Origin of the sequence: Mycobacterium sp. 360MFTsu5.1 (genome assembly GCF_000383495.1) — a bacterium.
GTDB classification, from domain to species: Bacteria; Actinomycetota; Actinomycetes; order Mycobacteriales; family Mycobacteriaceae; genus Mycobacterium; species Mycobacterium mucogenicum_B.
Genome location: NZ_KB911469.1, coordinates 186,737 through 212,101 on the forward strand (window position 1 = coordinate 186,737; position 25,365 = coordinate 212,101).

Consider the following 25,365-nt stretch of genomic DNA (forward strand, 5'->3'; position numbering starts at 1 on the left):
TGAGAATGTGATTCTCATCTTTGATGATTACATTTCCACAGTGATCCGCCGACGTCAATCGGCCGATCACTGGATCGGCTCGTCCCCCAGAACGGTCGTCCGCAGCATCTCCCGCGGCGAATCCGGGTCGTAGGGGGCGGCACGGTGCAGCACCCCGCGGTTGTCCCAGATGACGGTGTCCCCCACCGACCACGTGTGGCTGTACACCTTGTCTGCGGCAGTGGCCCGCTCCAGCAGTTCGGCGAGCAGCGCGCGTCCCTCGTCCGGCTCCATGCCGACGATGTAGTCCGCCGACGCACCAAGAACGAGTGACTTGCGTCCGGAACGGTGCGTCCAGACCAGCGGATGCTCGTGCGTCCGCCGCGACCGCCACACGGCGAGCTGTTCAGGCGACGGATCGGGTGTGACGCGGCGTTGCGATGCCTCGAGCGAATGCACCACCCGCAGCTGCCCGTACCGCTCCCGTTCGTCGTCGGTCAGTCCGTCATATGCGCCATAGGAATTCGCAAACTCGGTCTCGCCGCCGGACGCCGCCACCGCGACCGCCGAAAGCACGGTCGCCTGCTGCGGGCAAGTGTCCTCGATGGGTGTGCAGCCGTCGATGTGCCAATCGAACGTCGCCCGCAGATACGCCGCCGAGGCGTTCTTGGACGTGTCGAGCGTGATCGGGTAGATGCCCGCAACGGAATGGTGTCCGTCCGACGAGTGATCGACATGCCCGAGCCGGCGGCAGAACGCGACCTGCTGCTGCGGCTCGAGCCACAGTCCCGGGAAGACCAGTACGCCGTTGTCCTCCAAGGCATCCAGTACTGCCGCGGCGAGCGCATCGTCGGCGGCCAGCCGTTCGGCATCGATGCCGGACACTTCGGCCCCGACCGATGACGTGAGCTTGTTGATGGTCAGGACACTCACGGCACCGGCGCCCCGATGCGATTCATGACGGCATCGGCGGAGTCGGCGGGCTTCTGGGTGCCGAAGATTTCGACGGCCATCGACACCATGATCATCGAGTAGATGAGGTGCAGCAGGTTGAGCGCGTCATCCGGCAGGTCGTCGAGGCCGAACTTGTCGCAGTAGTCGATGGCCTCTTCGAAGCGTGGCGTGAACGCGTCGTAGAACTCCCGAATCTCGGTCATCGGCGTGTTCAGGCGCATTTCCCAGCGTTCGGGTTCGGTTGCCAGGCACCACTTCTCGGCGAACGGCTCGAACTCGGCGAAGGCGCTCGGCAGCTTGGTTTCCGCCACGATCACACCCCCACCGGGGCCCGCTGGGCCTTGTACTGCTCGACCCAGTCGACCGAAACCTTGTGCAGATGCCGAACCAGGATCTCCTGATCGGACAGCGGGTAGTCGTCGACGACGTCGTACTCCAGCGCCGCCTGGGTGCCGCCGAGCATGCCGGCGTCTTGGAGCGCAAACTCTTTGAGCACCACCGAGGCGACTTCGTGCTCGATGCGCTCGCGCACCGTGCGTGCCGGATGAAAGGCGTTGTACGCCTCGAACTTATGGGTGTTGTGCGACGTCGGCCAGTAGCGGTACAGCAGATACCAGCCGTGGTAGATCAGGATTTCCAGGTTGGGGAAGATCTGGAAGTTCGTGATGCCCCACGGTTCGATACCACCCGGGTTGAGCCCCGCCGAGAAATGGGTCTCCGGGGTACGCCACGGGCCGACCAGGCCACTGCGGGTGATCCGCTCGACGGGGTACATGTAGTCGGGATCGAGCTTCCAGCGGCGGGTACCGGCGGTCGACACCAGGCGGTGCGGCCCGTCGATCTGGAAGTGCCCGCACTCGAAGGAGGCGTTGGGTTGACGCACCGCGCTCGGCACCTGCTGGGAGTGCAGCGACGGTACGTGGTAATACTCCTGGAACGCGTCGGCGAAGATCTTCCAGTTGCTGTTGTTCTCCGCGGCGAAGTCGTACCGCTCGGTCATCGCCCCGAACGGGTAGTCGTCGAGTGCGGTGATCATCGGGCCGAGGAACTCCCGCAGGCTCCACTGCGGCTCGGGATCGAAGTTGATGAAGATGAAGCCGTTCCACACATCGCAGTGCACGGGCTTGAGGCCATATCGCGAGCTGTCGAGCCCGAAGAACTCGCCCTCCTGCTGCACGAACGTCAGGTCGCCCTTGAGGTCGTAGCGCCAGCCGTGGTACTTGCAGGTGAACTGCCGGCACCCGCCCTTGGTCTCCTCGTTCGGAAAGTCGTTCCACACCAGCTTGTTTCCGCGGTGGCGGCAGATGTTGTAGAAGGCGCGGATCTGTTCGTCCTTGCCCTTCACCACGATCACCGAGGTCCTGGCAGCGTCGATCTCCTTGGTGAAGTAGCTGCCGACCCGGGGCACCTCCTCGATCCGTCCGACATTGAGCCACGCGCGTTTGAAGACCGCTTCGCGCTCGAGTTCGTAGAACTCCGGCGAGATCGAATCGCGGAACGAAATCGGCCCGGTGCCGAGTTCGGGATAGTGCTCGGTCCAGCTGCCTTCCGCGGGCTTGGGCCACTTAGCCATGAACTCCTCCTCGAAGTTGTTCGGTCACATCGCTTCCCGTCACATCACGGCCCCGCCGTTGACACCGAGGGTCTGCCCGGTGATGAAGCCGGCCTCCGGCGAGCACAGGAACCCGACGGCCGCTGCGATGTCGTCGCCGGTGCCGAGGTGGCCAACCGGGATACTGGCCGCCATCTGCTCGTTGGGCGGTAGATTGCCCGCCGCCTGCGACTGGTGCTGCATGGGCGTCTCGATGCCCGACGGCGGTACGTTGTTCACCGTGATCCCCGCCGGACCATATTCGCGGGCAAGTGATTTCGTCAGCGAGAGCAACGCGCCTTTGGACGCGGCGTAATGCGCCATCCCCGGCGACCCGCGCTGCGCGCTGGACGACGAGATCATCACGATGCGACCCCACCCGGCCGCGAGCATGTCGGGTATCGCGACCTGACAGCAGTGGAACGTACCGGTCAGATTGACGTCGATCAGCCGCTGCCACGAATCCAGGCTGATGTCGGTGAAAGCCGCAAAGTCCACCACGCCGGCACTGGTGACCAGGATGTGCACGGGCCCGAACTCGCTGCGCACCTTGGCGAAGGCGTCTTCCACAGAGACGCGGTCGCTGACGTCGGCGGCGATCCCGACTGCCTCCACCCCGTCGGCGCGCAGATTTTCCGCAACCCGCTGTGCCGCTTCCCCGTTGAGGTCGAGGACGGCGACCTTGTGCCCCCGCCGCCCCAATTCATGGCAGGTCGCTTCCCCCATACCCGACGCACCGCCGGTCACCACAGCCACGCGTGTCATGCGCACTCCTACTCGTAAACCACTCGAACGGTCCTGCTGGTCGGCAGGGACTGGCAGGTCAGCACCCAGCCGTCGGCGACCTCGTCGTCGTCGAGGGCATCGTTGTTGAGCATGTGCGCACTGCCTTCGACGATGCGCGCCATACACGTTCCGCAGGAACCGGTTTCGCACGACGACGGCGCCCGCAGACCCGCGATGCGGGCCGTCTGCAGCAGCGTGTTGCCCGCCCGGTATTCCACCGTCGTCTTGCGGCGGTCGAGTTCGATGGTGACTTCCTCGGTTACCGACGCAGCCGTCTCCTCGGCCGATACCGTCGCAACCTCGAAGCGCTCCAGGTGAATCCGGCTCCGTGGCGTCCCGGTCTGCATGACCGCGGATTCCACTGCGGCCATGAACGGTCCGGGTCCGCAGATGTAGTACTCCGCGTCGCCCGCCTCGGCAATGAAGGACGCGATGGCCTCCGGTTGCACGATGCCGTCGACATCGTCGAAGTGGTGCCGCACTGTCAGCCGGTCGGGATGGGACTCTGCCAGTGCGGCAAGGGAATCGGCGAAGATCACCGAGTCGCTGCTGCGATTGGCATAGAACAACCGGATGCGGCGCGCGGTTCCTGCCAGCGCGGCCCCGATGAGAGAGTGGATCGGCGTGATCCCGCTGCCACCGGCGAAGGCGACGAGGTCACGCTCCCCGTCGCCCAGCACGAAACGTCCTTCCGGCGGCGCGGCTTCGATGTGACCGCCGACCTCAGCGCTGTCGTTCAGCCAGTTTGAGACCAGCCCGCTGCCGTCACGTTTGATCGTGATCTGCAGGTCGTCGCCGTTATGGGGCGACGACGACATCGAGTAGCACCGGCGGTGCTGATCGCCGCCCAGCTGCACCCGCAGGGTCAGGAATTGCCCTGCCTGGTAACGGAATCGGGGCGCGCAGTCCTCGGGGATGTCGAGAACCAGCGACACGGCGTCGCCGGTTTCCCGCACCACCCGCTTGATGCGTAGTGACGCGAAGTCGTCCACAAGATCAGCCATCCCCTCGACAGTATCAAGTACTTGTCATTGATATCAAGTGGTTGATATTGACTTGTTGACTCTGCACTTACGGCGTACCCCACTCGCACTTTTACGCCCTGCGTACAGGGTCAACGGCAGGGCCGGGGACCGTCAGTCGCCGACGTGATCGTCGATCAACTTGTGTCCGGTGCCCTGCTCGACGACGCGTGTGAGCAGCCGCTTGAGGGTCTCCTGCTCCTCGGCGGTGAGCACACCGAACACCGCTTCGTGTGCCTCGACTGCGTCGCTGACGACCGCGGCAGCGGTCTTGCGTCCCTGCTCGGTCAGGAAGGCCTGGAGGATGCGGGCATGCTGCGGATCCGGCTTGCGTTGCACCAGCCCGCGATCCTCGAGCGCCTTGAGCGCCAACTGCACGCCCTGCGGGGTGATGAGCAGCCGGCGCGCCAGGTCGGCGCCGGACAGTCCCGGCTCATTGGCGAGTTGGCGCAGCACACCGATCTGCGCGGTACTGACGCCGTGGCCACTGACGGCTTCGTTCACTGATGTCAGTGAGAAGTAGAACGCCTGCTTGAGATGCCAGAGGAGGTTCTCGTCCAGGTCCACTACGCACCTCCATCGACCTGCTTGTAGATCTGCCCCGCTTTCATCACGAAGCGCACGTCCAGCGTACTGGCGATATCGCTGGATACGTCCCCGGGCACGGCCACGATGTCCGCAAGGTAGCCGGGGGCGAGGCGCCCGAGTTCGTCGTCGGCGTCGATGAGTTCGGCGCTCGTGACGGTCGCGGCCCGGATGGCCTGCATCGGCGTCATGCCGCGCGAGACGAGCGCGCAGAGCTCTTTCGCGTTCTGCCCGTGCGGCACTGCCGGCGCATCGGTTCCGCAGGCGATGCGCACTCCGGCCGCGATGGCCTTGGGCAACATCGCCTGTGCCTGCGGAAACACGACCTCGGCTTTCTTGCGCAGCTCGGGCGCGATGCGGTCGATCGCCATCGCCTCGGTGAGGTAGGTCGTCGACACCAGGAATGTGCCCGTGTCGGCCATCAGCTTGATGGTGTCGTCGCTCGCCAGGAAGCCGTGTTCGATGCAGTCGATGCCGGCGCGAATGCAGGCCCGAATAGCGCTGTCCCCCACCGCGTGTGCGGCCACCCGCACGCCGGCGCGGTGCGCCTCGTCGGCGATCGCGGCGAACTCGTCGTCGGAATACTGCTGGGCACCCGGAGCCGTGCTGTGCGACATCACGCCACCGGAAGCCGACACCTTGATCAGCTTGGCGCCGTGCCGGACCTGATAGCGCACGCAGGCGCGGACCTCGTCGACGCCGTTGGCGATGCCCTCCCCGACGGACAGCGGCATGATGCCCGGCGCCAGGCGCTGGAACACCGTCGGATCGAGGTGACCTCCGTACGGCGTCACGGCGTGCCCGGCCGGGTAGATCCGGGGCCCGACGTGCCAGCCCTGCTCGATCGCCCGCATGAGAGCGACGTCCAGCAGGTAGCCGCCGGTCTTGACCATCAGCCCGAGGTTGCGCACGGTGGTGAACCCGGCGTCCAGCGTGGTGCGGGCGTTGACGGCGCCGCGCAGTGTCCGATACGCCGGATCGTCCTGCACGCCGTGCATCGGACTGGGCAGCCCTTCCGGCCCACCGGGTCCACCGATGAGCAGGTTGAGCTCCATGTCCATCAAGCCGGGCAGTAGCGTCACATCGCCGAGATCGATGACGGTGGCCGAATCCGGCACGGGTTCAACCGGATTGACGGCCTTGATGCGGTCGCCCTCGACCACGACGACGGCAGGCGACCGAACTTCGCCGGTGTCTACATCGGCCCAGCGGGCGGCCCGCAGGACAGTGAGTGCCGTCATGGCACCGGTTCGTAAACACAGTCGAGCTTTGTGGCGCCGGAGTCGGGAACCCGCGGCTGCTTCCAGCACTCGATGGGGAACGACACCATGATCATGGAGTACAGCAGGTGCATGAGGTTCAGGACATCCTCAGGCATGTCGTCGAGGCTGAACTTGTCGCAGAACGCGATAGCGTCCTCTGCCCGCGGCGTGATCGCGTCGTAGAACGCCTGCATCTGGGCCATCGAACTGTCGAGCCGCTTGGCATACCGCTGGGCTTCCGTCGGCAGGCACCACTCGGAAAACGGCTCCAGGTCGGCGAATTCGGCCGGCAGCGTCACGGCCATGATCACACCTCCGCCGTCTTGCGCTGGTAGTCCTCGATCCAGGCGGCGGTCTCGTGGTGCAGGTGGCGGATCAGCACCTCCTGGTCGCACAGCAGGAATTCGTTGACGGTGCGGGACTCGATCATCGACTGCGTGGCCTCCAATGTGTTGGCGTCCTGCAGGCCGTATTCCTTGAACGTCACCGCCGCGAGCTCCTGTCCGATGCGCTCGCGCGGACTACGTGCCGGCGGGAAATACAGCGTGCATTCGAAGGTGTGGGTGTTGTACGACGTCGGCCAGTAGTGGTAGGTGAGGTACCAGCCCTGCCCCCAGAACAGCACGACGAAGTTGGGGAACAACTGGAACGAATCCAGGCCCCACGGATCACATTTCGCCGGATTCAGGCCGACGGGCATCTCCCCCAGGTCGGGTGAATCCCACGGCCCGAACAATCCGCTCTGGCAGATGTCCTCCATGGGCTTGCGCATCTCGGCGCCCATCTCCCACACCCGCACCCCGGAAGTGCTGACGAGCCGGTGCGGTCCGTCGATGCGGTAGTGCGGCGCCTCGAAACCGGCCTGCGCCGCGGCCTTCGAATAGTTGGTCGGCGACTGGTTCGCATGCAGCACGGGCGCGTGGTAGAACTCCTGGAACGCGTCCATGTACAGCTTCCAATTCGCTTTGACCTCAGAGCGATACGTGAACTTCGAGGTCAGCTTCTCGAACGGATAGCCCTCCAGCCCCAGGATCATCGGGCCGAGGAAGTCGCGCAGCGACTGCTCGGGCTCGGGTGCGAAGTTGACGAAGATGAACCCCTCCCAGACGTCGCAGTGCACGGGCACCAGGCCGTACCGCTCCTTGTCGAGGTCGAAGAACTCACCCTCCTGCTGCACGAACGTCAGATTGCCGTCGAGGTCGTAGCGCCAGGCGTGGTACTTGCAGGTGAACTGCTTGCAGAAGCCCTTCGTCTCCTCCAGCGGCATGTCGTTCCACACCAGCTTGTTGCCCCGGTGCCGGCAGATGTTGTGAAACGCCTTCACCTCGCCGGCGTTGTTGCGCACCACGATGATCGAGGTGCCCACCACCTTGAGCTCTTTGGTGAAGTAACTACCCTTGCGCGGAAGTTGTTCGACGCGACCGACATTCAGCCACGCCCGCTTGAACACCGCCTTGCGTTCAATCTCGAACTGCTCGGGACTGATCGAGTCCTCGTACGACACCGGGTCGGTGCCCAGCCGCGGATAGTGTTCGGTCCAACTGCCCTCGGGCGGCTTGGGAAACCGAGCCATGACGCACTCCTCATCGACGTGCCTACACAGGCGACGGTATCCGCCGCGCGCGCCAATGACAAGTAGTTGATATTCATGTCGCCGGGGTTCTTCAGGCGAACTTGATCGCCGAGACGTACATGTCGACGACCGGCCGGAACAGGTCGACGCCGTCGAGCTCATTGCTCAAGACGATGGCATCGCTGGTGGCCAGCAGAATCTGCGCGAACGTCGACGCGGGTATCAGCAGCGTCCCGCCCAGCCGGTCGACGCCCTCGACGATGAAACCCGCCAATGCCTCGACGACCTCGGATCGCCTGGCCGCCACGCGGTCTCGCACTTCAGGGTTGCGCAGCAGATAGAGCGTGAACTCGTAGCCCAGCGCAGCGTGTTCGGCGCCGCGGCCACGACTCAGCTCGAGCCAGCGCTCGGCGATCTCATCCCGCTCATGCGCCCCGACGCGCTCCGACCGCGACATCACTTCGGTGAATTTGTCGAAGTACTGGCGCCAGTAGCGGTCATTGACCGCGAGGAACAGGTCTTCCTTGGTGGCGAAATGCTTGTAGATGGCACCCTTGGTGTAGCCGGCGACGGATGCGATCTCGTCGAGAGTCGCTGGCGTGAAGCCCTTTTCAGCGAAGACGTCCTCAGCTGCATCCAGCAGCAGCGAACGCGTGTGTTCCAGTCGCCGCTCCCGCGTCCAACGCTCCACCATGGAAAAATTCTGCCACAGAATCCAAGATTCCTATTGGAAACTGAGATACCGATGGGTATCTTCGAGACAACACGAACTCGAGGAGGCCTCGTGAGTGAAATGCTGAGCAAGAAATCCACTGTTACCGAGTCGCTGGGCGGAACCGCGAATCTCGGTGGCAGCCAAGCCCCGTCGACTCCCGTCAAGATCTGGGCGTTCTTCGGCGGCGCCCTGCTGCTGTTCCAGATCTACGTCTGGACCCGTTGGGTCACCGGGCCGTATTTCGTCCGGGTACCGGCCGGTCCCACCGACCCGCCCACGTTCATGAAGACCATGCTGATGGTGAACTGCGCCTTCATGGTGGTGGGCTTCCCCGCCGCCGTGTGGTGGTTCCTCATCAGACCGTGGCTCCGCGAGCGGCGCATCACGCTCGACGGCATGCTCTTCGTGTCGTGTGCCCTGTTCTTCTTCCAGGACCCGCTGCTGAACTACTCCAACACCTGGTGCACCTACAACATGTGGCTCTGGAACCGGGGCTCCTGGACGTCGAACATCCCCAGCTGGATCTCGCCGGAATCACCAGGGCATCAAGTCGGTGAACCGCTCCCCATCAACATGCCCGGCTACGGCCTGGTGCTGGTGACGGTGATGGTTGGCTGCTGGGCGATGAAGAAGATCAAGCAGCGTCGGCCGGATATCAGCAATTTCCGATTGGTCCTGGCGACATACGTTTTCTGCTTCTTCTTCGATTTCGTCATGGAAGCGCTGATCCTGTTGCCGATCGGCCTCTACGTGTATCCCGGCGCGATTCGATCGGTGTCGTTCAACGCCGGCACCTACTACCAATGGCCCGTCTATGAAGGGCTGATGTGGGGCGCCGTCATGACCGCGCTGTGCTGTCTGCGGTTCTTCACCGACGACCGCGGCCGCACCGTCGTCGAACGCGGACTCGACCACGTCCGCGGCGGCGTCTTCCGGCAGCAACTGGTCCGGTTCCTGGCGATCTTCGCCGCCTGCAGCGGCGCGTTCTTCTTCTTCTACAACGTCCCCGCGCAGTGGTTCGGCCTCCACGCCGACCCGTGGCCCGAGGACGTCCAGAAGCGCTCGTACTTCAGCCAGAGCGTCTGCGACGAACACACGCCGTGCCCGAACCCAGTGCTGCCCATACCGACCAAGCGCTCCGGCTATATCGATGTCGACGGCAAGCTCGTGCTGCCGCCGGGCAAGGAGATGCCCAAAGACGCTCCCGTACAGGTCGGGAAGTGACGCCGCATGAGTGACCTGTCGCAGAAGAAGGCGGTTGTCACCGAACCGCTCAGCGGAGCAGCACTGGCCGCGCCGTCGCGGATCACGCCCGTACGCATCTGGGCCGCGGTCGGTGGCGCGATCCTGGTGTTCCAGCTCTACGTCTGGACCCGCTGGGTGACGGGACCGAACTTCGAGCGGGTTCCCGCCGGTCCGAGCGATCCACCGACGTACATGAAGGCCATCCTGTTCACCTGGACCGGCGTGATCATCGTCGGGCTGCCAGTTGCGGTGTGGTGGTTCATCATCCGGCCCTGGCGGCGCGAGCGGCGCATCACCCTCGACGGCATGCTGTTGATCGCGTGCGGCCTGTTGTTCTTCCAGGACCCGCTGCTGAACTACGTCAACACCTGGAGCACCTACAACACCTGGATGTGGAACCGCGGCTCGTGGGTGCAGGACGTCCCCGGCTGGATGTCGTTCGGCGAGCCCGGCCGCATGATGGCCGAACCGTTCCTGATGAATGCACCCGGCTACTGCTTCGTCCTGCTGTGCACGATGCTGGGCTGCTGGGTGATGCGCAAGGCAAAGGCGAAGTGGCCCACCATCAACACCCTCGGCCTCATCGGCGTCGTCATCGTGTGGACGTTCTTCTTCGACTTCGTCATCGAGGGCCTGTTCCTCATGCCGATGGGGCTGTTCACCTATCCCGGCGCCATCAGGGCCCTGTCGGTCAATCCCGGGACCTACTACCAATGGCCGATCTACGAGGGACTCATGTGGGGCGGTGTGCAGGCGGGCCTGTGCTGCCTGCGCTACTTCACCGACGACCGCGGCCGCACCTTCGTCGAGCGCGGGCTCGACACCGTCCGCGGTGGCTTTGTCACACAACAGATCACGCGTTTCCTGGCGATCTTCGCGGCCTGCAGCGCGTTCTTCTTCGTGCTGTACAACCTGCCCGCCCAATGGTTCGCCATGCACCAGGACCCGTGGCCCGAGGATCTGCTGAAGCGCTCGTACTTCTTGATGGGCGTATGCGGCGACGGCACCGACCGGGCCTGTCCCGACCCGTCGATCCCGATCCCCCTGCAGAACTCGAGCTACGTCAATATCCACGGCCAGTTGGTGACGCCCGATGGCGTCACCATTCCGAAAGTCGTTCCTGTCGAGAAGGGCAAATGACGTGTTGAACCACACTTCCGCAGCTGTCAGACCGGTGCCGAACGCACCCTTCTACCGCGCCGTCGGCGACGAGGTGCAGGTCTTCCACGCGGCAGCCCGCCGGGGTCTGCCGGTACTGCTGAAAGGCCCGACGGGATGCGGAAAGACGCGCTTCGTCGAGGCAATGGCACACGAACTCGGGCGCGACCTCATCACGGTCGCCGGCCATGAGGACATGACGTCCGCGGACCTCGTCGGCCGATTCCTGCTGAAGGGCGGTGAAACCGTCTGGGTGGACGGACCTTTGACGCGTGCGGTGCGCGAGGGCGCCATCTGCTACCTCGACGAGATCGTGGAGGCACGTCAGGACACCACCGTCGTCATCCACCCCCTGGCCGACCACCGGCGGGAGTTGCCTGTCGACCGCCTCGGCGTCACGTTGCCCGCAGCACCGGGTTTTCAGCTCGTCATCTCCTACAACCCCGGCTATCAGAGCGTCCTGAAGAACATCAAGGAATCCACGCGGCAGCGGTTCGTCGCCATCGAACTCGACTTCCCACCGGCCGCGGCCGAGACGGAAATCGTGATGCACGAGGCCGGCATCGATACCGAAACCGCCCGCAGCTTGGTCAAATTCGGCAACGCGATCCGCAACCTCGATGGCTCACCGCTTCGTGAAGTGGCATCCACCCGCATGCTGATCCTTGCCGGCGAACTCGTCGCCGAAGGACTGAGCATCCGCAGCGCCGTGCAGTCTGCCGTCGTCAAGGTGCTCTCCGACGATCACGACATCGTCCGCGCGCTGGGCGAGCTCGCGGACGCCGTCCTCCCGCGGTCGTGACCGATTCCGCCGGGCCGGAGCGGTTTCGGCTCCTCGCGACCCATGTCGCAGGCCGGCCGGTCGACATCGCCGAGGCCCGGGCGGGCGACGCCGCGTGGACCGACGGCCATGTCATCTACGTCTCGGCCGTGCCGGTGGCACAACAGCGCAACGCGGTACTGGTGCAGAGCGCCCTGCTGGGCGCGGGCAGCCTCGATGCACCCCGGATGAAGGGCTTGCGGGGCCGCACCGCGGTGGCACGCCGCTACCTGGCATTGGAGGGCCGTCGGGTCATCGCGTACCTGGCCCGCGAGCTCCCCCTGGCCGCCGAGCTCGATGTCGGCGAGCCGAGCACCGCCGACGCCGACGAATCGCTGCGAATCGCGAAGGGCCGCAGGGCTGTCGACGATGCACCGGACTGGTTCGGCGTCATCAAGCCCTCTCGGCTGCTGGCCGCGCCGGCGAGTCCGGGCGCGCGGCCCACCGACCAGGACCTCCAACTGAAGTTCGAGGTTCCGGATGTGCACGAGGAACTCGACGACGAGGACGACGACGGGGAATCCGAGGACAGCAAGATCCTCAAGCTCTTCGAAGCGCCCGTGGTCGGTTCCCGGACGGTATCCGACTTCCTCTCCAAGCTGTTCGGCAGTTCGAAGTCGAAGGGCGAGGACGCCGCCGGGGCCGAGATGCAGATCGGGAGCGTGCGGCGCGTGGCCAAGGTTGGTCCCGACGCGCGGCCCCTGCCCACCCAAATCCGGTTCACCGACGACCGCCGTCCGGGTGCCACGCTGGGCGTCGGCGGCGCCCTGTACCCCGAGTGGGACGTCTTCGGGGGCCGATACAAGGAGGATTGGTGCCGGGTCATCGATTTTCCGCTCACCGCCGCCGCCGACGTTTCCGCGGCGGGCGTGCCGCACGACGATGTCCTGCGACGGCGCTTGTCGCGGATCGGGCTCGGTCCCAAAGTTCTTCGTGGCCGGGCCGATGGCGACGAGCTGGACATCGAAGCGCTGATCGATCTGTTCGTCGACCTGCGCTCCGGTTTCTCGCCGCCCGAGCACGTCTATCTGGAGCAGCGCAAGCTCTCTCGTAATCTGGGCGTGCTCATCCTCGTCGACGCCTCGGGCTCGGCCACCGAAACCGACGCCGACGGTCTCGCCGTCCACGAGCACCAGCGCCGCGCGGCCGCCACCATGGCCGCCGTCCTCGAAGAGCTCGGCGACCGCGTCGCCGTCTACGGCTTCCGGTCACAGGGCCGTCATGCCGTCCACCTGCCCGCCATCAAGCCGTTCGGCCAGCGGTTCGGCGCGGTGGGGCGAGCGCGACTGAATCAGCTTGAGCCATCCGGCTATACCCGGCTCGGGGCTGCCATCCGCGGTGCGGGTGAGATCCTCAAGGAGCAGGCCGGCACACCCAATCGGCTGCTCCTTGTATTGTCCGACGGCTTCCCGTACGACGACGGATATGAAGGCCGCTACGCCGAAGCCGACGCTCACAAGGCGCTGGAAGAACTGCGCATGGACGGCGTTGCCTGCCTGTGCCTTTCGATCGGCGGTGCCAGCGAGACCGAAGCGCTCGAGCGCGTCTTCGGGTCCGCCAGTTATGCCGGCGCCGGCACGCTCGCCGAGTTGAGCCCACGCATGGACGAATTGTTCCTGTCGTCCCTGCGTGAACTGGCCGCACCGAAGCCGGCACGCGGTTGAGGCCACAGATCTCAAGTACTTAACATTTCGCCCCGGGTGCGCTATGACTGAGAGGACGCTCTCGCGTCACAAGGGCGGATGAGTGGGGTATTTGTGATCGACGTTGCGCGCCTTGCCGATTGGCTGGACCGGTCGGAACTACCCGGCGCCGGCGAACCCCTCCAAGCCGACTACCTGTCCGGCGGCACCCAGAACGTCATCTACCGGATCACCCGCGGCGACCACACATGTGTGCTCCGCATGCCGCCATCTGAGGCGCCCGCCGACCGCGACAAGGGCATCCTGCGCGAATGGCGCATCATCGAAGCCCTCGATGGGACCGATGTGCCGCACACCGCCGCGGTCGGAGTGTGTGAGGACGCGTCGGTGCTCGGCCGGCCGTTCTACCTGATGGGGTACGTCGACGGTTGGTCACCCATGGACCGGCACGGCGTCTGGCCCGACCCGTTCGGTGAGGACATCGAAGCCCGCGCGGGTTTGTCGTATCAACTGGCCGAGGGCATCGCGCTACTGTCGAAGGTCGACTGGAAAGCCAAGGGACTGCACGATCTCGGCCGACCCGATGGGTTCCACGAACGCCAGGTCGATCGGTGGATTTCGTTCTTCGAGCGCATCAAAGGCCGCGAGATCGACGGCCTTGACGTCACCACCGAATGGCTGCGCAACCACCGGCCGCTCGACTTCATCCCCGGGCTGATGCACGGCGACTACCAGTTTGCCAACGTGATGTACCGGCACGGCGCACCGGCGACCATGGCCGCGATCGTCGACTGGGAGATGGGCACCGTCGGCGACCCCAAGCTCGATCTGGGCTGGATGGTGCAGAGCTGGCCTTCGCGCACGCGAGGAGCAGAAGTTGGAGAAGCCACGGATTCCACCGGAATGAACTACGTCGACATGCGTGGAATGCCCTCGCGTACAGCTGTCGTCGACCACTACGCCAAGGTGTCCGGGCGCCAGGTGGACGATTTGGACTACTACCTGGTGCTGGCCAAGTGGAAGCTGGCCATCGTGCTGGAGCAGGGCTTCCAGCGGGCCGGCGACAACGAGAAGCTTCTCGCCTACGGGCCCGTGATCACCGCCCTGATGCGGGAAGCGGCCGAGCTCGCCGAGTCCAGCGACTACCGGTGAAGGCCGTCGTCTGCCCCGAATACGGCCCGCCGGAAGTGGTCCGGATCGACGACGTGCCGCCGCCCACGCTGTCCGCGGGACAGGTCCGGGTCCGGGTGCACGTCGCCGCGGTGAACTTTCCCGACGTGCTGTTCATCGCCGATCGATATCAGGTGAGTGTGCCCGTGCCATTCGTGCCCGGTAGCGAGTTCGCCGGCGTCGTCACCGAAGTCGCCGATGCCGCAGCCGGTTTCGCGGTGGGTGACAGGGTGTCCGGCGCGGCGCTGTACGGCGCGTTCGCCGAGGAGGTGGTGGCGCCCGCCCACGGCCTGACCCGAGTCCCCGACGGCGTCGACGACCGGACGGCCGCCGCATACGGCGTCGCCCACGGCACCGCCTACCACGCGTTGCGGTCGGCGGCGCAGGTCGGCCCCGGCCAGGACCTGGTGGTGCTGGGCGCCGGCGGCGGCGTCGGGTTGGCGTCGGTGCAACTGGGTGTCCTGCTGGGTGCGACGGTCATCGCAGTGGCATCGTCGGAGGAAAAGCTCTCCACCGCAGCGTCATACGGCGCCGCCCACCTCGTGAATCACCGTTGCCCCGACCTGCGTGGCGCCCTGCGTGACGTCGCCCCCGATGGAGCGCACGCGGTCATCGACCCGGTTGGTGGCGACGCCTCCGAACCGGCGCTGCGGTCCCTGCGGCCCGGCGGGCGCTTCGTCACCGTCGGCTTCGCCTCGGGCGTCATCCCCCACATCCCGCTGAACCTCGTCCTCATCAAGGGTGCACATGTCATCGGGTTCCAGCTCCGCGACATTCCAGCCGACGAATTCGACCGCAACCGAACGGAACTCGCCGAACTGCTGGCCGGCGGCCAGGTGGTGCCCCACGTCGGCGCCGTCTACCGACTCGAGGACACTGCGCAGGCTCTCCGCCTGGTTGCCGACGGCAAGGCCGTCGGCAAGGTCCTCATCGACGTCGGTTAGCTCGCCGGGACCAGGTCGGCGGCGACCGAGGCCATCATGCCGATGCGGAAAGTCTCGACAGAGTTCACCGCCTGCGGAACGCCGCAGGCTGCCAGCGCCTGCGACTTGAATGCCCTTGCTGCAGCGCTCAATTCATGATTGACGGCACCGATGCCGTGCAACTCCGCCGGACAGGTCTCGCCCCAAAGCGTCACCTCGGTCTGGCCGGCCGCCAGCGCCGCCAGCACGCCCCCGCGGACCCGGGCGTCAGTGTCGAACAGGTGCGCCGCGACGGCCACCGTCTGCGGGTGCGGCCGGCTCCTGGCCTCCACCAATGCCGACTCGAGGTCCTGGGCGTGGACGCCCAGGATCTGCAGCGGGCGGTCGTCCTCGTCGGCGTCAGCGATCAGCACGGTGACATCCCAGCCCGCCGTCACCCGGTCGAACAGCCAGCCGCCGGCATTCTCGACGGCCTCTGCGACCGTGGCGGCGACGACGTCGAGGCGGTAGCGCGTCAGGGGACTGTCGGGGCGAGCTCCCGGCGTAATGACTCGACGTAGTCCTTGAACACGTCCGTCACGGGCATCGAAGGATCGAGCAACCACAATGTCTCCATTCCGTTGACAAAGGCCAAAATCTGTACCGCCTTGATGGCGGGGTCCATGTCGCTGCGATATCGGCCCGCTTCCTGGGCTTCCCGGATGCCGTCGCCGAGGATTCTCAGCGCGGCCTGGTAGCGCAGCAGCATGCGGTCGTGCAGCGGGGCGTCGGGCAGGATGTTTTCGATCAGCAGCACGGCGAACGTGCCCACGAGTTCGGGTGATCGCTCGAACCGCTCGGGTACCGTCATGAGCTCTTCGATCAGGTCGCCACTGCGGTCGGCATGGGCGTCGTCGTCGGCGTCGCGGGCGTCGAGCACTGCATGCAGCAGTTGCTCCTTGGATTCGAAGTGATGCAGCAGCCCCGCCGGCGTTACTCCCGCCTCGCGGGCGATCTGCGCCAAAGAGGTACTGCGCCAGCCATTTCGGGCAAGTAGGCGTTGCGCGACCTCGAGGATCCGAGCCTTACGATCGTCACCCTTGGCGAAGAGTGCGGCGTAAGGCCGGGGCTCCGTCACGCCCACTCCCTTCGACCGAACCAACCTAGTGAACACACAGTAGGTTGGTTTGGCCGGTGTGACAAGGGTCTCACCGAGATTTGTTCACCGCGTTGTCTACAGACCCAGCGATTTGGCGATGATCAGCTTCATGACCTCACTCGTACCCGCGTAGATCCGCGCCACGCGGGCGTTCATGTAGAGCCGCGTGATCGGATACTCGAGCATGTAGCCGTAGCCGCCGAACAACTGGACGCAGCGGTCGACCACGCGAGCTTGGACCTCGGTGCAGAACAGCTTCACGCGCGCCGCGTCAGCGCCGGACAACTCACCCGCGTTCAGCTCGACGACGGCCTTGTCGACCATGGTCTGGGCCGCCTCGATCTCGGCCGACATGGCGGCGAGTTCGAACTTGGTGTTCTGGAACGATGCGACAGGCGTCCCGAATGCCTTGCGCTCCTTGACGTAATCGATGGTCGTCGCCACCGCCGCGCGTGCCTGGCACACGGACCCGACAGCGACGGTCATCCGCTCCTGCGGCAGGTTGTGGCCGAGGTAGACGAACGCCTCGCCCTCCTCCCCCAGCAGATTCGCGGCGGGCACCCGCACATCGGTGAAGGCGAGTTCGACGGTGTCCTGCTCCTTGCAGCCCATCTTGTCCAGAACCCGGCCCTTCTCGAAGCCCGGCATACCGTCCTCCACGACGACGAGAGACAGGCCGCGCCGGCGGTTCTCCGGATCGGTCGACGTGCGGGCCACCACGATCACCAGATCGGCCAGCAGCCCGCCCGTGATGAAAGTCTTGGCACCGTTGAGGACATAGCTGTCGCCGTCGCGGACCGCGGTGGTGCGCACGCCGGCGAGGTCGGAGCCCGTCCCGGGCTCGGTCATCGCGATGGCCGTCAGCAGCGTGCCGTCAGCGAGCCCGGGAAACCAGCGGGCACGCTGTTCGTCGTTGGCATAGTGCAGGAAGTACGGCAGGATCACGTCGAGCTGCGTGCGGACCGTCGACAGCGTCACCAGTGCGCGCGCCGCCTCTTCTTGCAGCACCACGTTGTAGCGGTAGTCCGGCAGTCCGGAGCCGCCGTACTCCTCCGGAATCGCCATCCCGAGCATGCCCAATGCGCCCATCTGCTCGAAGATCGAACGCGGCATCTGGCCGGCCTTCTCCCAATCGGCGAAGTACGGCTCGACCTCCTTGGCAACGAAGTCGCGGACCAACTTCCGGAAGGCCTCGTGGTCTTCGGTGAACAGGTCGCGGCGCATCAGGACTCCAATCTGGGCACGGCCCATCGGCCGGTGAACGTCGGTTCGTGTTTCGCGGCAAAGGCCGCATATGCCGTCGCAGCATCAGTGGTGGCGAAATTGACCACCTGCGCGCGGGATTCGTTGGCCAGCGCTTCCCGCATCGTGGCGTCGGCGCCCTGGTTCAACAACGCTTTGGCCTGGCCGAGCGCGACCGGCGGGCCCGCCGCCAACCGTGCCGCGAGGTCATCGACGAATCCGTCGATCTCCGCCCCTGACACCACCCACGTCACCAGATTGAGCGCCTGAGCTTCGTCGGCGTCGATGGTCTCGGCCAGCAGCGCAAGCCTTTTCGCCTGTTGCAGCCCGACGATCTTGGGTAGCAGCCACGAGCCCCCGAGATCCAGTGACAGGCCGCGCTTCGAAAAGATCTGAGAGAAGCGCGATTCCGGGGTCGCGACGACGAAGTCGCAGCCGAGTGCCAGGTTCCACCCCGCGCCGACGGCGACGCCCGTCACCTTGGCGATGGTGGGCAACGACAGCTCGTGCAGCGCGACCGCGACATCGGTGAGCTTCTGCAGTTTGCGCAGCGGATGGATGTCCTCGGGCTCGGAGATGTCCGCCCCTGAGCAGAAGGCTCCCCCGGCACCGGCGAGTACCAGCGCCCGCAGCCCGGGATCGCGGTCCGCGGCATGTAACTCCTCGGCCAAGCGCACCCACAGTTCCGGGTTGATGGCGTTCTTGCGTTCCGGACGGTTCAGCGTCAGCGTGCGGACACCGTCACGGTCTTCGCGCAGCAGCACACTCATCAGATGACACCGCGCGCGTGCATGCCGGCGATCTCCTCGCCGGTGTAGCCGAATTCGGCCAGGATGGCCTCGGTGTGCTGCCCGAGACCGGGCACCGCACCCATCGAGAACTCGAAGCCGTCGATGATGGGCGGCGGCAAGATGGCTAGGATCGGGCCCGCCGGTGTGTCGACCCGGCGCCAGCGGTCGCGTTCCGACAGTTGCGGGTGCACCAGCACCTCGCTGGGCAGGTTGTAGCGGGAGTTGCCGATGCCGGCGTCGTCGGCGACCTTCTGGATGTCGGCCAGATCGTTGGCGGCGCACCATGATCCGATCGCTTCGTTCAGCACATCGCGGTGTTCACATCGGCCGGAGTTGGTGGCGAACCTCGTGTCGTCGGCGAGATCGGGGCGCGCGATGATGTCGCGCGCCAGGCGCTGCCATTCGCGGTCGTTGGTGGTGCCCAGCACCACGGTCTGGCCGTCGGCCGTGCCGAAGGCCCCGTACGGCGACACCGCGGGCGAGCTCATACCCAGGGGCTGCTGGTCGATGCCGGAATGCTGGGTATAGGTCAGCGGATACCCCATCAGCTCGGCCATGGTGTCGAACAGGCTCACGTTCACGGTCGCGCCGCGGCGCGACCGCCCGTCCCGCGAGAACAGCAGGGCCAGAATCGAAAGCGCCGAGTACAGCCCCGACGAGATGTCCGCGACGGGCGGGCCGGGCTTGGCCGGTGCTCCGGGCTGTCCGGTGATCGCGCAGGTCCCCGATTCGGCTTGCACCAGCAGGTCATAGGCTCGCTTGTGGGACAGCGGCCCGCCGGACCCGTAACCATCGATCTCGACGGCGATCACGTCGGGATGCGACTGCGCGAGGGCGGCGGGTGAAATACCCAGTCGGGCCGTCGCTCCCGGCGCCAGATTCGACACCAGGACGTCGGCGCGGTCCAAGAGCCGGTGCAGCACAGCCAGGCCGTCATCCGTCTTCAGATCGAGCGTCACCGATTCCTTGCCGCGATTCGCCCAGACGAAGTGCGCCGCTTGACCATTGACGACGTCGTCGTAGTCGCGGGCGAAATCCCCGCCGTTCGGGTTCTCCACCTTGATCACCCGCGCACCGAAGTCGGCAAGCGTTCGGGTGCACATCGGCGCCGACACGGCCTGTTCGAGGGCGATCACCGTCACGCCCGAAAGTGGTGCGCTCACATGACCATTCCGCCGTCCACCGGCAGCACCTGGCCGGTGATGTACGACGCGGCATCCGAGGCCATGAAGACGAACGCACCGGCGACCTCGTCGGGATCGGCCCAGCGCTTCATCGGGATGCGGTTCATCATGTTCGCCGCGAACTTCTCGTTGGTGCGGATGGTCTCGGTCATCGGCGTGGCTGCCAGCGGGGCCAGCGCGTTGACCGTGATGCTCTTCGTCGCCAGTTCGCGCGCAAGCGATTTGGTGAAACCGATGATGCCGGCCTTGGCCGCCGAATAGTTGACCTGGCCGAGGGTCCCGGTCAGCCCGGCCGCCGACGTGACGTTGACGATGCGCCCGGTACCGTCCGCCGGCAGGTAGGGCAGCGCGGCCTGCGTGACGTTGAACGCGCCCATCACGTGGATGTCGAACAGCAACCGGAACGCGTCCTGCGTCGTCTTCTCGAACATCGCGGGCTTGGTGACGCCCGCGTTGTTGATCAGGATGTGCAGCTTTCCATCACCCAGTGCCGCCGCCTGCGCGGCGGCGGCATCCGCCGAGCCACGGTCCGCCACGTCGAGTGCGGCGGACTCGGCGCGCCCACCGGCTTCCGAAATACGTTCCGCCACAGCCGCTGCTGCGTCTTTGTCCAGATCGGTGACCAGCACGGCGGCACCCGCGGCGGCCAAGGCGCCGGCCACCGCCGTGCCGATTCCCCCGGCAGCACCGGTGACCAGCGCCGAGCGGCCGGTCAGGTCGAAATACGTCCGCATCAGTAACACTCCGTCTCAATAACTGCGGGGAAGGCCGAGCACGTGTTCGCCCAGGAAGTTCAGGATCATCTCCTGGCTCACCGGCGCGATCTTCATCAGGCGCGACTCTCGGAAGTACCGCGACACGTGATACTCCTCGGAATAGCCCATACCGCCGTGCAATTGCAGGGCCCTGTCGGCCGCGGCGAATCCCGCGTCGGCACAGAGATATTTCGCGGTATTGGCCTCGCGCCCACAGGGTTTGCCGTTGTCGTAGAGCCACGTTGCCTTGCGCAGGATCAGCTCGGCCGCGTCGAGCCGGGCCAGCGAATCGGCCAGCGGGAACTGCAGGCCCTGATTCATGCCGATGGGGCGGTTGAACACGGTGCGCTCGTTGCCGTATTTGACGGCCTTTTCCAGCGCGACCCGCCCGATGCCCAAAGCCTCAGCAGCGATGAGCATCCGCTCCGGGTTGAGCCCGTCGAGGATGTACTTGAATCCTTGGCCTTCCTCACCGACCCGATGGGCCTCGGGCACCATGAGGTCGTCGATGAAGACCTCGTTGGAGCTGACGGCGTTGCGGCCCATCTTGCGGATCGGCCGGATGTCCACGTGATTGCGGTCGAGGTCGGTCAGGAACAGCGTCATGCCGTCGGTCTTCTTGGTGACCTGGTCGTACGGCGTGGTCCGGGTCAGCAGCAGGATCTTCTCCGACTCGATGGCTTTGGAGATCCACACTTTTCGGCCGTTGATGCGGTACTTGTCGCCTTCGCGCTTCGCGAACGTCGTGATGCGTGAGGTATCCAGCCCGGCACCGGGTTCGGTGACACCGAAGCAGACGTGCAGGTCGCCGTTGACGATGCGCGGCAGCGTCTCTTGCTTCATCTCCTCCGAGCCGTGCTTGACGACCGGTTGCATGCCGAAGATCGACAGGTGAATGGCGCTGGCGCCGTTCATCGCCGCCCCGGACCGGGCCACCTCCTCGAGCAACAGCGTCGCCTCGGTGATGCCCAGACCGTGGCCGCCGTACTCCTCCGGGATGGTCATACCGAGCCAGCCGCCCTTGGCGATGGCGTCGTAGAACTCCTGGGGGAATTCGTGCGCCTGGTCCTTCTCCATCCAGTAGTGGTCGTCGAACTTGGCCGCCAACTCCGCCACCGATGACCTGATGAGCTCCTGATCCTCGGACAGCGCGAAGTTCATGCCGGACGGGGTCAACTGTTGGCCTCCGCGGCAGCGTGCAGCGCTTCACCCCGAGCGCCCTGGGCGTGATGGCTCAGTGCCTGGATCGACACGTCGTGTCCCTCGGCCGCCTTGCGCAGCGCGCCCACCGTGGCCTGCTCGCGTGAAATGTGCCGAAACGGATCGAAGTTGTACCAGCGCATCGCGTTCTCGTGGGTGATCTTGTTGATCTCGTCGTCGGGAACACTGTTGGCGGACAACACATCCCACAGTTCTTCCGGCGCACCCGGCCACATCGAGTCGCTGTGCGGGTAGTCGGCTTCCCAACAGATGTTGTCGATCCCGATGTTGTTGCGCAGCGCGACGCCCACCGGGTCACTGATGAAGCAGGTCAGGAAGTGCTCACGGAACACGTCACTGGGCACCTTGCCCTTGAAGTCCTGCTTGGTCCACGTCGAGTGCATCTCGTAGGTGCGGTCCGCGCGCTCGAGGAAGTATGGAATCCACCCGGTACCGCCCTCGGACAGCGCGATCTTGAGGTCCGGGTACTCCTTGATGGGCCGCGACCACAGCAGATCCGCGGCGGCCTGCACGATGTTCATGGGCTGCAGGGTGATCATGACGTCCATCGGGGCGTCCGGCGCGGTGACGACCAGCTTGCCCGACGAGCCGATGTGGACGTTCATCACGGTTCCGGTGTCGCACAGCGCTTCCCACAGCGGATTCCAGTACGGGTCGTGGAAGCTGGGATATCCCATGGCAGCCGGATTCTCGGTGAACGTCAGCGCGTGGACGCCCTTCTTGGCCACGCGCCGCACCTCCTGCGCGCACTTCTCGGCGCTCCAGATCACTGGGATGGCCATCGGGATGAAGCGGGCCGGGTAGGCGCCACACCACTCATCGATGTGCCAGTCGTTGTAGGCCTGAACCAGCGCCAGCGAGAAATCCTCGTCCTCGGTCGCGAACAACCGGCCGGCGAACCCGGGAAACGACGGGAAGCAGATGGAGCCCAGGATGCCGCCGGCATTCATGTCCTTGACGCGTTCGTCGACGTTGTAGCAGCCCGGCCGGATCTCATCGAGCCCCTGCGGCTCGAGTCCGTACTCCTCTTTGGGCCGGCCGGCGACCGCGTTGAGCGCGACGTTCGGAATGACGACGTCGCGGAACTTCCACATGTCGCTGCCATCGGCGTTGTGCACCAGGTGGGGCGCCTCATCGAGGTACTTCGCAGGCAGGTGGTTCTTGAACATGTCCGGCGGTTCGACCAAGTGGTCGTCCACGCTGATCAGGATCATGTCTTCCTTCTTCATTACCAGCCTTCCTCCCGCTTAGTTCTCTACAAATGAAAACTAGCTTCTCGCTACACGAGAATCAACGTCTACGGCCGTAAATACCCGCCGACCAGGCAACACGCCAACCAAAATTCGGCCCGGCGTTGACCACGGCGACGAAACATGCAAATGTATTAGTCAGAAATGAGAATCCCATTCTCATCGACGAGAGGACCTGGCCTGATGCGCCTCCCCCCGCTTCCCGCAGACCGCTGGGACGACGAGGTCGACAAAGCGTTGGCAGGCCTCGTATCGGACGAGCAGCGCGATCCTGAAAAGGTGAGCAATCTGATCGGCACGCTCGCCCGCCACCCGAAGCTCGCCAGGCCCTACCTCCGGTACAGCTTCTATCTGCTGTACTCCTCGACACTGCCGGACCGGGTCCGCGAACTCGCCATTCTGCGCGTCGCGCACCAGACCGGCAGTGAGTACGAATGGGCCCAGCACGTCAATCTCGGCCGGCAGGTCGGGCTGACCGACGACGAGATCGACGCGGTCACCCGCGGCGAGGCCGGCGACGACTTCGAGCGAGCGGTGCTGATCGCGGCCGACGAACTGCTCGAGAAATACAACCTTTCCGATGCCACTTGGTCAGCGCTGAGCGAGCGGCTCGAAGAGCGTCAGCTCATGGATTTGATGTTCACCATCGGGTCATATGCGGCACTGGCTATGGCTTTCAACACATTTGGCGTAGAGCTGGACAAGGAGACGTAAACATATGGCCCACTTCCCCAAACCCGCTGCAGGCAGCTGGACCGAGAACTGGCCCGAACTGGGCACAGCACCGGTCGACTACACCGACTCCATCGACCCGGAGCAGTGGAAGCTGGAGCAGCAGGCCATCTTCCGCAAGACCTGGCTGCACGTCGGCCGCGTCGAGCGGCTGCCCAAGGTAGGTAGTTACTTCACCCGGGAGATGCCCTCGGTCGGCGCCGGCACCTCGATCATCATCGTCAAGGACAAAGACGAGACCGTCCGCGCGTTCTACAACATGTGCCGGCACCGCGGAAACAAGCTGGTGTGGAACGACTATCCCGGCGAAGAGGTCTCGGGCTCGTGCCGCCAGTTCACCTGCAAGTACCACGCCTGGCGTTACGCGCTCAACGGCGACCTGACGTTCATCCAGCAGGAACAGGAGTTCTTCGACGTCGACAAGGCCGACTATCCGCTCAAGCCCGTGCGCTGCGAGGTGTGGGAGGGGTTCATCTTCGTCAACTTCGATGACGACGCCGCGCCGCTGAAGGAATACCTCGGCGATTTCGCAAAAGGCCTGGAGGGCTATCCCTTCCACGAGATGACCGAGGTCTACAGCTACCGGTCCGACATCAAGGCGAACTGGAAGCTGTTCATCGACGCGTTCGTCGAGTTCTACCACGCACCGATCCTGCACATGAAGCAGGCGACAAAGGAAGAGGCCGACAAGCTCGCCAAGGTCGGCTTCGAGGCACTGCACTACGACATCAAGGGCGACCATTCGATGATTTCGTCCTGGGGCGGCATGAGCCCGCCCAAGGACCTCAATATGGTCAAGCCGATCGAACGGATTCTGCACAGCGGCCTGTTCGGTCCGTGGGACCGGCCCGACATCAAGGGCATTCTGCCCGATGAACTGCCACCGGCCGTCAACCCCGCCCGGCAGAAGACCTGGGGCCAGGACTCTTTCGAGTTCTTCCCCAATTTCACTCTGCTGCTGTGGGTTCCGGGTTGGTACCTCACCTACAACTACTGGCCGACAGGCGTGGACAGCCACATCTTCGAGGCGAACCTCTACTTCGTCCCGCCGAAGAACACGCGGCAACGACTGTCGCAGGAACTGGCCGCGGTGACGTTCAAGGAGTACGCCCTGCAGGACGCCAATACCCTGGAGGCCACCCAGACGCAGATCGGCACGCGGGCGGTCACCGAATTCCCGTTGTGCGATCAGGAGATTCTGCTGCGCCACCTGCATCACACGGCGCACAAGTATGTCGACGAATACAAGTCCGAGCAGTCGGTGAAGACCAACGGGAGAGTTGCGCATGTCTGAGACCCCTTTGCTTCCAGCCGAATTTGCCGATCTCGAGCGATTCTCCGACTGGATTCTCGCGACCGAACCCGAGCGCTACGCCAAGCGGCTGGCGTCCAGCATGGCCGAGATGCAGGACCTCTACGACGTCGGCATGGCGCGGCTCGAAGAGGTCATGGTCTACCTCGATGCCCGATTCCCGTTGCACGACATGCCGGATGACGCCAAGCGGTTGATGCATCTGATGCAATCGGTCGTCATGGTGTCATTCCCGGTCGAGGTGTGGAAGCAACCGCGTGTCCTCGACAGCGGGGCCGCGTGGGTCGAACTGGTGCGAGAGCCGGTGGTCTAGA

The 25,365-nt window shown here is 65.1% G+C and carries 27 protein-coding genes; 9 read left to right on the forward strand and 18 right to left on the reverse strand.

The features are described from left to right. Nucleotides 1–66 precede the first annotated feature (66 nt). The 10 genes from H289_RS0119935 to H289_RS0119980 form a co-directional block, all read right to left on the reverse strand. The gene (locus tag H289_RS0119935) at nucleotides 67–912 is read right to left on the reverse strand and encodes a TauD/TfdA dioxygenase family protein (protein ID WP_020102584.1); all 846 of its coding nucleotides are present in this window, start codon (nucleotides 910–912) and stop codon (nucleotides 67–69) included. Further along, entirely contained in the window at nucleotides 909–1,244 is a 336-nt protein-coding gene (locus tag H289_RS0119940; protein WP_029105481.1) for a hypothetical protein, read from the reverse strand. The genes H289_RS0119935 and H289_RS0119940 overlap by 4 nt, the downstream gene beginning before the upstream one ends. 2 nt (nucleotides 1,245–1,246) lie before the next feature. Next, nucleotides 1,247–2,506 carry an aromatic ring-hydroxylating oxygenase subunit alpha gene (locus tag H289_RS0119945; protein ID WP_020102586.1) on the reverse strand — a complete coding sequence of 420 codons (1,260 nt, stop codon included), beginning with the start codon at nucleotides 2,504–2,506 and terminating at the stop codon, nucleotides 1,247–1,249. 39 nt (nucleotides 2,507–2,545) lie between these two features. Further along, on the reverse strand, nucleotides 2,546–3,289 hold the full coding sequence (locus H289_RS0119950) for an SDR family NAD(P)-dependent oxidoreductase (protein WP_020102587.1): 744 nt from the start codon (nucleotides 3,287–3,289) through the stop codon (nucleotides 2,546–2,548). An 8-nt stretch (nucleotides 3,290–3,297) separates the two neighbouring features. Next, nucleotides 3,298–4,314, reverse strand: coding sequence for a ferredoxin--NADP reductase (locus H289_RS0119955; protein ID WP_029105482.1), 1,017 nt, complete (start codon nucleotides 4,312–4,314; stop codon nucleotides 3,298–3,300). Nucleotides 4,315–4,446: 132 nt separating this feature from the next. Continuing rightward, the gene (locus H289_RS0119960) at nucleotides 4,447–4,899 is read right to left on the reverse strand and encodes a MarR family winged helix-turn-helix transcriptional regulator (protein WP_020102589.1); all 453 of its coding nucleotides are present in this window, start codon (nucleotides 4,897–4,899) and stop codon (nucleotides 4,447–4,449) included. Then, complete coding sequence (locus H289_RS0119965; protein WP_020102590.1) at nucleotides 4,899–6,158, reverse strand: metal-dependent hydrolase family protein; 1,260 nt, start codon at nucleotides 6,156–6,158, stop codon at nucleotides 4,899–4,901. Before H289_RS0119965 ends, H289_RS0119960 begins: the two co-directional genes overlap by 1 nt. Beyond that, nucleotides 6,155–6,484 carry a hypothetical protein gene (locus tag H289_RS0119970; RefSeq protein ID WP_029105483.1) on the reverse strand — a complete coding sequence of 110 codons (330 nt, stop codon included), beginning with the start codon at nucleotides 6,482–6,484 and terminating at the stop codon, nucleotides 6,155–6,157. Before H289_RS0119970 ends, H289_RS0119965 begins: the two co-directional genes overlap by 4 nt. A gap of 2 nt (nucleotides 6,485–6,486) precedes the next feature. Then, a complete protein-coding gene (locus tag H289_RS0119975; protein WP_020102592.1) occupies nucleotides 6,487–7,752 on the reverse strand; it encodes an aromatic ring-hydroxylating oxygenase subunit alpha in 1,266 nt (421 codons plus the stop codon). A gap of 91 nt (nucleotides 7,753–7,843) precedes the next feature. Continuing rightward, complete coding sequence (locus H289_RS0119980) at nucleotides 7,844–8,446, reverse strand: TetR/AcrR family transcriptional regulator (RefSeq protein ID WP_020102593.1); 603 nt, start codon at nucleotides 8,444–8,446, stop codon at nucleotides 7,844–7,846. 90 nt (nucleotides 8,447–8,536) lie between these two features. On the opposite strand from H289_RS0119980, the gene H289_RS0119985 reads away from it, so the two are divergent. From H289_RS0119985 to H289_RS0120010, 6 genes are all read left to right on the forward strand, one after another. Next, nucleotides 8,537–9,691, forward strand: a complete 1,155-nt coding sequence (locus H289_RS0119985) for a spirocyclase AveC family protein (RefSeq protein ID WP_029105484.1) — start codon at nucleotides 8,537–8,539, stop codon at nucleotides 9,689–9,691. 6 nt (nucleotides 9,692–9,697) lie between these two features. Continuing rightward, complete coding sequence (locus H289_RS0119990) at nucleotides 9,698–10,852, forward strand: spirocyclase AveC family protein (protein ID WP_020102595.1); 1,155 nt, start codon at nucleotides 9,698–9,700, stop codon at nucleotides 10,850–10,852. A gap of 1 nt (nucleotide 10,853) precedes the next feature. Beyond that, a complete protein-coding gene (locus H289_RS0119995; RefSeq protein WP_029105485.1) occupies nucleotides 10,854–11,672 on the forward strand; it encodes a CbbQ/NirQ/NorQ/GpvN family protein in 819 nt (272 codons plus the stop codon). After that, a complete protein-coding gene (locus tag H289_RS0120000) occupies nucleotides 11,669–13,354 on the forward strand; it encodes a nitric oxide reductase activation protein NorD (protein WP_020102597.1) in 1,686 nt (561 codons plus the stop codon). The genes H289_RS0119995 and H289_RS0120000 overlap by 4 nt, the downstream gene beginning before the upstream one ends. Before the next feature lie 78 nt (nucleotides 13,355–13,432). Further along, on the forward strand, nucleotides 13,433–14,485 hold the full coding sequence (locus H289_RS0120005) for a phosphotransferase family protein (RefSeq protein WP_020102598.1): 1,053 nt from the start codon (nucleotides 13,433–13,435) through the stop codon (nucleotides 14,483–14,485). Further along, nucleotides 14,482–15,447 (forward strand): NADPH:quinone oxidoreductase family protein, encoded by a 966-nt coding sequence (locus H289_RS0120010; protein ID WP_020102599.1) that lies wholly within the window; start codon nucleotides 14,482–14,484, stop codon nucleotides 15,445–15,447. Before H289_RS0120005 ends, H289_RS0120010 begins: the two co-directional genes overlap by 4 nt. On the opposite strand, the gene H289_RS0120015 is transcribed toward H289_RS0120010, so the two are convergent. The 8 genes from H289_RS0120015 to H289_RS0120050 form a co-directional block, all read right to left on the reverse strand. Continuing rightward, nucleotides 15,444–15,944 (reverse strand): hypothetical protein, encoded by a 501-nt coding sequence (locus H289_RS0120015; RefSeq protein WP_029105486.1) that lies wholly within the window; start codon nucleotides 15,942–15,944, stop codon nucleotides 15,444–15,446. The two genes, H289_RS0120010 and H289_RS0120015, sit on opposite strands and share 4 nt — an antisense overlap. Then, the gene (locus H289_RS0120020; RefSeq protein ID WP_029105487.1) at nucleotides 15,941–16,543 is read right to left on the reverse strand and encodes a TetR/AcrR family transcriptional regulator; all 603 of its coding nucleotides are present in this window, start codon (nucleotides 16,541–16,543) and stop codon (nucleotides 15,941–15,943) included. Before H289_RS0120020 ends, H289_RS0120015 begins: the two co-directional genes overlap by 4 nt. A gap of 96 nt (nucleotides 16,544–16,639) precedes the next feature. Next, nucleotides 16,640–17,788, reverse strand: coding sequence for an acyl-CoA dehydrogenase family protein (locus H289_RS0120025; RefSeq protein WP_020102602.1), 1,149 nt, complete (start codon nucleotides 17,786–17,788; stop codon nucleotides 16,640–16,642). Then, on the reverse strand, nucleotides 17,788–18,576 hold the full coding sequence (locus H289_RS0120030; protein ID WP_020102603.1) for an enoyl-CoA hydratase/isomerase family protein: 789 nt from the start codon (nucleotides 18,574–18,576) through the stop codon (nucleotides 17,788–17,790). The genes H289_RS0120025 and H289_RS0120030 overlap by 1 nt, the downstream gene beginning before the upstream one ends. After that, on the reverse strand, nucleotides 18,576–19,760 hold the full coding sequence (locus tag H289_RS0120035) for a CaiB/BaiF CoA transferase family protein (protein ID WP_029105488.1): 1,185 nt from the start codon (nucleotides 19,758–19,760) through the stop codon (nucleotides 18,576–18,578). Before H289_RS0120035 ends, H289_RS0120030 begins: the two co-directional genes overlap by 1 nt. Continuing rightward, nucleotides 19,757–20,515, reverse strand: coding sequence for an SDR family NAD(P)-dependent oxidoreductase (locus tag H289_RS0120040; protein WP_020102605.1), 759 nt, complete (start codon nucleotides 20,513–20,515; stop codon nucleotides 19,757–19,759). The genes H289_RS0120035 and H289_RS0120040 overlap by 4 nt, the downstream gene beginning before the upstream one ends. 15 nt (nucleotides 20,516–20,530) lie before the next feature. Then, entirely contained in the window at nucleotides 20,531–21,697 is a 1,167-nt protein-coding gene (locus H289_RS0120045; protein WP_020102606.1) for an acyl-CoA dehydrogenase family protein, read from the reverse strand. Nucleotides 21,698–21,708: 11 nt separating this feature from the next. Next, the gene (locus H289_RS0120050) at nucleotides 21,709–22,986 is read right to left on the reverse strand and encodes an amidohydrolase family protein (RefSeq protein ID WP_020102607.1); all 1,278 of its coding nucleotides are present in this window, start codon (nucleotides 22,984–22,986) and stop codon (nucleotides 21,709–21,711) included. Between the two features lie 204 nt (nucleotides 22,987–23,190). Here H289_RS0120050 and H289_RS0120055 point away from each other — a divergent pair, with 204 nt between their 5' ends. From H289_RS0120055 to H289_RS0120065, 3 genes are read left to right on the forward strand one after another with little or no spacing between them, the layout of a single operon-like run. Next, nucleotides 23,191–23,721, forward strand: coding sequence for a carboxymuconolactone decarboxylase family protein (locus H289_RS0120055; protein WP_020102608.1), 531 nt, complete (start codon nucleotides 23,191–23,193; stop codon nucleotides 23,719–23,721). Nucleotides 23,722–23,725: 4 nt separating this feature from the next. Then, nucleotides 23,726–25,033: an aromatic ring-hydroxylating oxygenase subunit alpha gene (locus tag H289_RS0120060; protein WP_020102609.1), complete on the forward strand. Its 1,308-nt coding sequence runs from the start codon at nucleotides 23,726–23,728 to the stop codon at nucleotides 25,031–25,033. Then, nucleotides 25,026–25,364 (forward strand): hypothetical protein, encoded by a 339-nt coding sequence (locus H289_RS0120065; RefSeq protein WP_020102610.1) that lies wholly within the window; start codon nucleotides 25,026–25,028, stop codon nucleotides 25,362–25,364. The genes H289_RS0120060 and H289_RS0120065 overlap by 8 nt, the downstream gene beginning before the upstream one ends. Nucleotide 25,365 lies beyond the last annotated feature (1 nt).

Bases quoted from the DNA above. Each gene is read 5' to 3' on its own strand.
- H289_RS0119945 (WP_020102586.1), bottom strand. From the start codon at position 2,506: ATGGCTAAGTGGCCCAAGCCCGCGGAAGGCAGCTGGACCGAGCACTAT.
- H289_RS0119950 (WP_020102587.1), bottom strand. From the start codon at position 3,289: ATGACACGCGTGGCTGTGGTGACCGGCGGTGCGTCGGGTATGGGGGAA.
- H289_RS0119955 (WP_029105482.1), bottom strand. From the start codon at position 4,314: ATGGCTGATCTTGTGGACGACTTCGCGTCACTACGCATCAAGCGGGTG.
- H289_RS0119965 (WP_020102590.1), bottom strand. From the start codon at position 6,158: ATGACGGCACTCACTGTCCTGCGGGCCGCCCGCTGGGCCGATGTAGAC.
- H289_RS0119970 (WP_029105483.1), bottom strand. From the start codon at position 6,484: ATGGCCGTGACGCTGCCGGCCGAATTCGCCGACCTGGAGCCGTTTTCC.
- H289_RS0119975 (WP_020102592.1), bottom strand. From the start codon at position 7,752: ATGGCTCGGTTTCCCAAGCCGCCCGAGGGCAGTTGGACCGAACACTAT.
- H289_RS0119980 (WP_020102593.1), bottom strand. From the start codon at position 8,446: ATGGTGGAGCGTTGGACGCGGGAGCGGCGACTGGAACACACGCGTTCG.
- H289_RS0119990 (WP_020102595.1), top strand. From the start codon at position 9,698: ATGAGTGACCTGTCGCAGAAGAAGGCGGTTGTCACCGAACCGCTCAGC.
- H289_RS0120005 (WP_020102598.1), top strand. From the start codon at position 13,433: ATGAGTGGGGTATTTGTGATCGACGTTGCGCGCCTTGCCGATTGGCTG.
- H289_RS0120025 (WP_020102602.1), bottom strand. From the start codon at position 17,788: ATGCGCCGCGACCTGTTCACCGAAGACCACGAGGCCTTCCGGAAGTTG.
- H289_RS0120030 (WP_020102603.1), bottom strand. From the start codon at position 18,576: ATGAGTGTGCTGCTGCGCGAAGACCGTGACGGTGTCCGCACGCTGACG.
- H289_RS0120040 (WP_020102605.1), bottom strand. From the start codon at position 20,515: ATGCGGACGTATTTCGACCTGACCGGCCGCTCGGCGCTGGTCACCGGT.
- H289_RS0120045 (WP_020102606.1), bottom strand. From the start codon at position 21,697: ATGAACTTCGCGCTGTCCGAGGATCAGGAGCTCATCAGGTCATCGGTG.
- H289_RS0120050 (WP_020102607.1), bottom strand. From the start codon at position 22,986: ATGAAGAAGGAAGACATGATCCTGATCAGCGTGGACGACCACTTGGTC.
- H289_RS0120055 (WP_020102608.1), top strand. From the start codon at position 23,191: ATGCGCCTCCCCCCGCTTCCCGCAGACCGCTGGGACGACGAGGTCGAC.
- H289_RS0120060 (WP_020102609.1), top strand. From the start codon at position 23,726: ATGGCCCACTTCCCCAAACCCGCTGCAGGCAGCTGGACCGAGAACTGG.
- H289_RS0120065 (WP_020102610.1), top strand. From the start codon at position 25,026: ATGTCTGAGACCCCTTTGCTTCCAGCCGAATTTGCCGATCTCGAGCGA.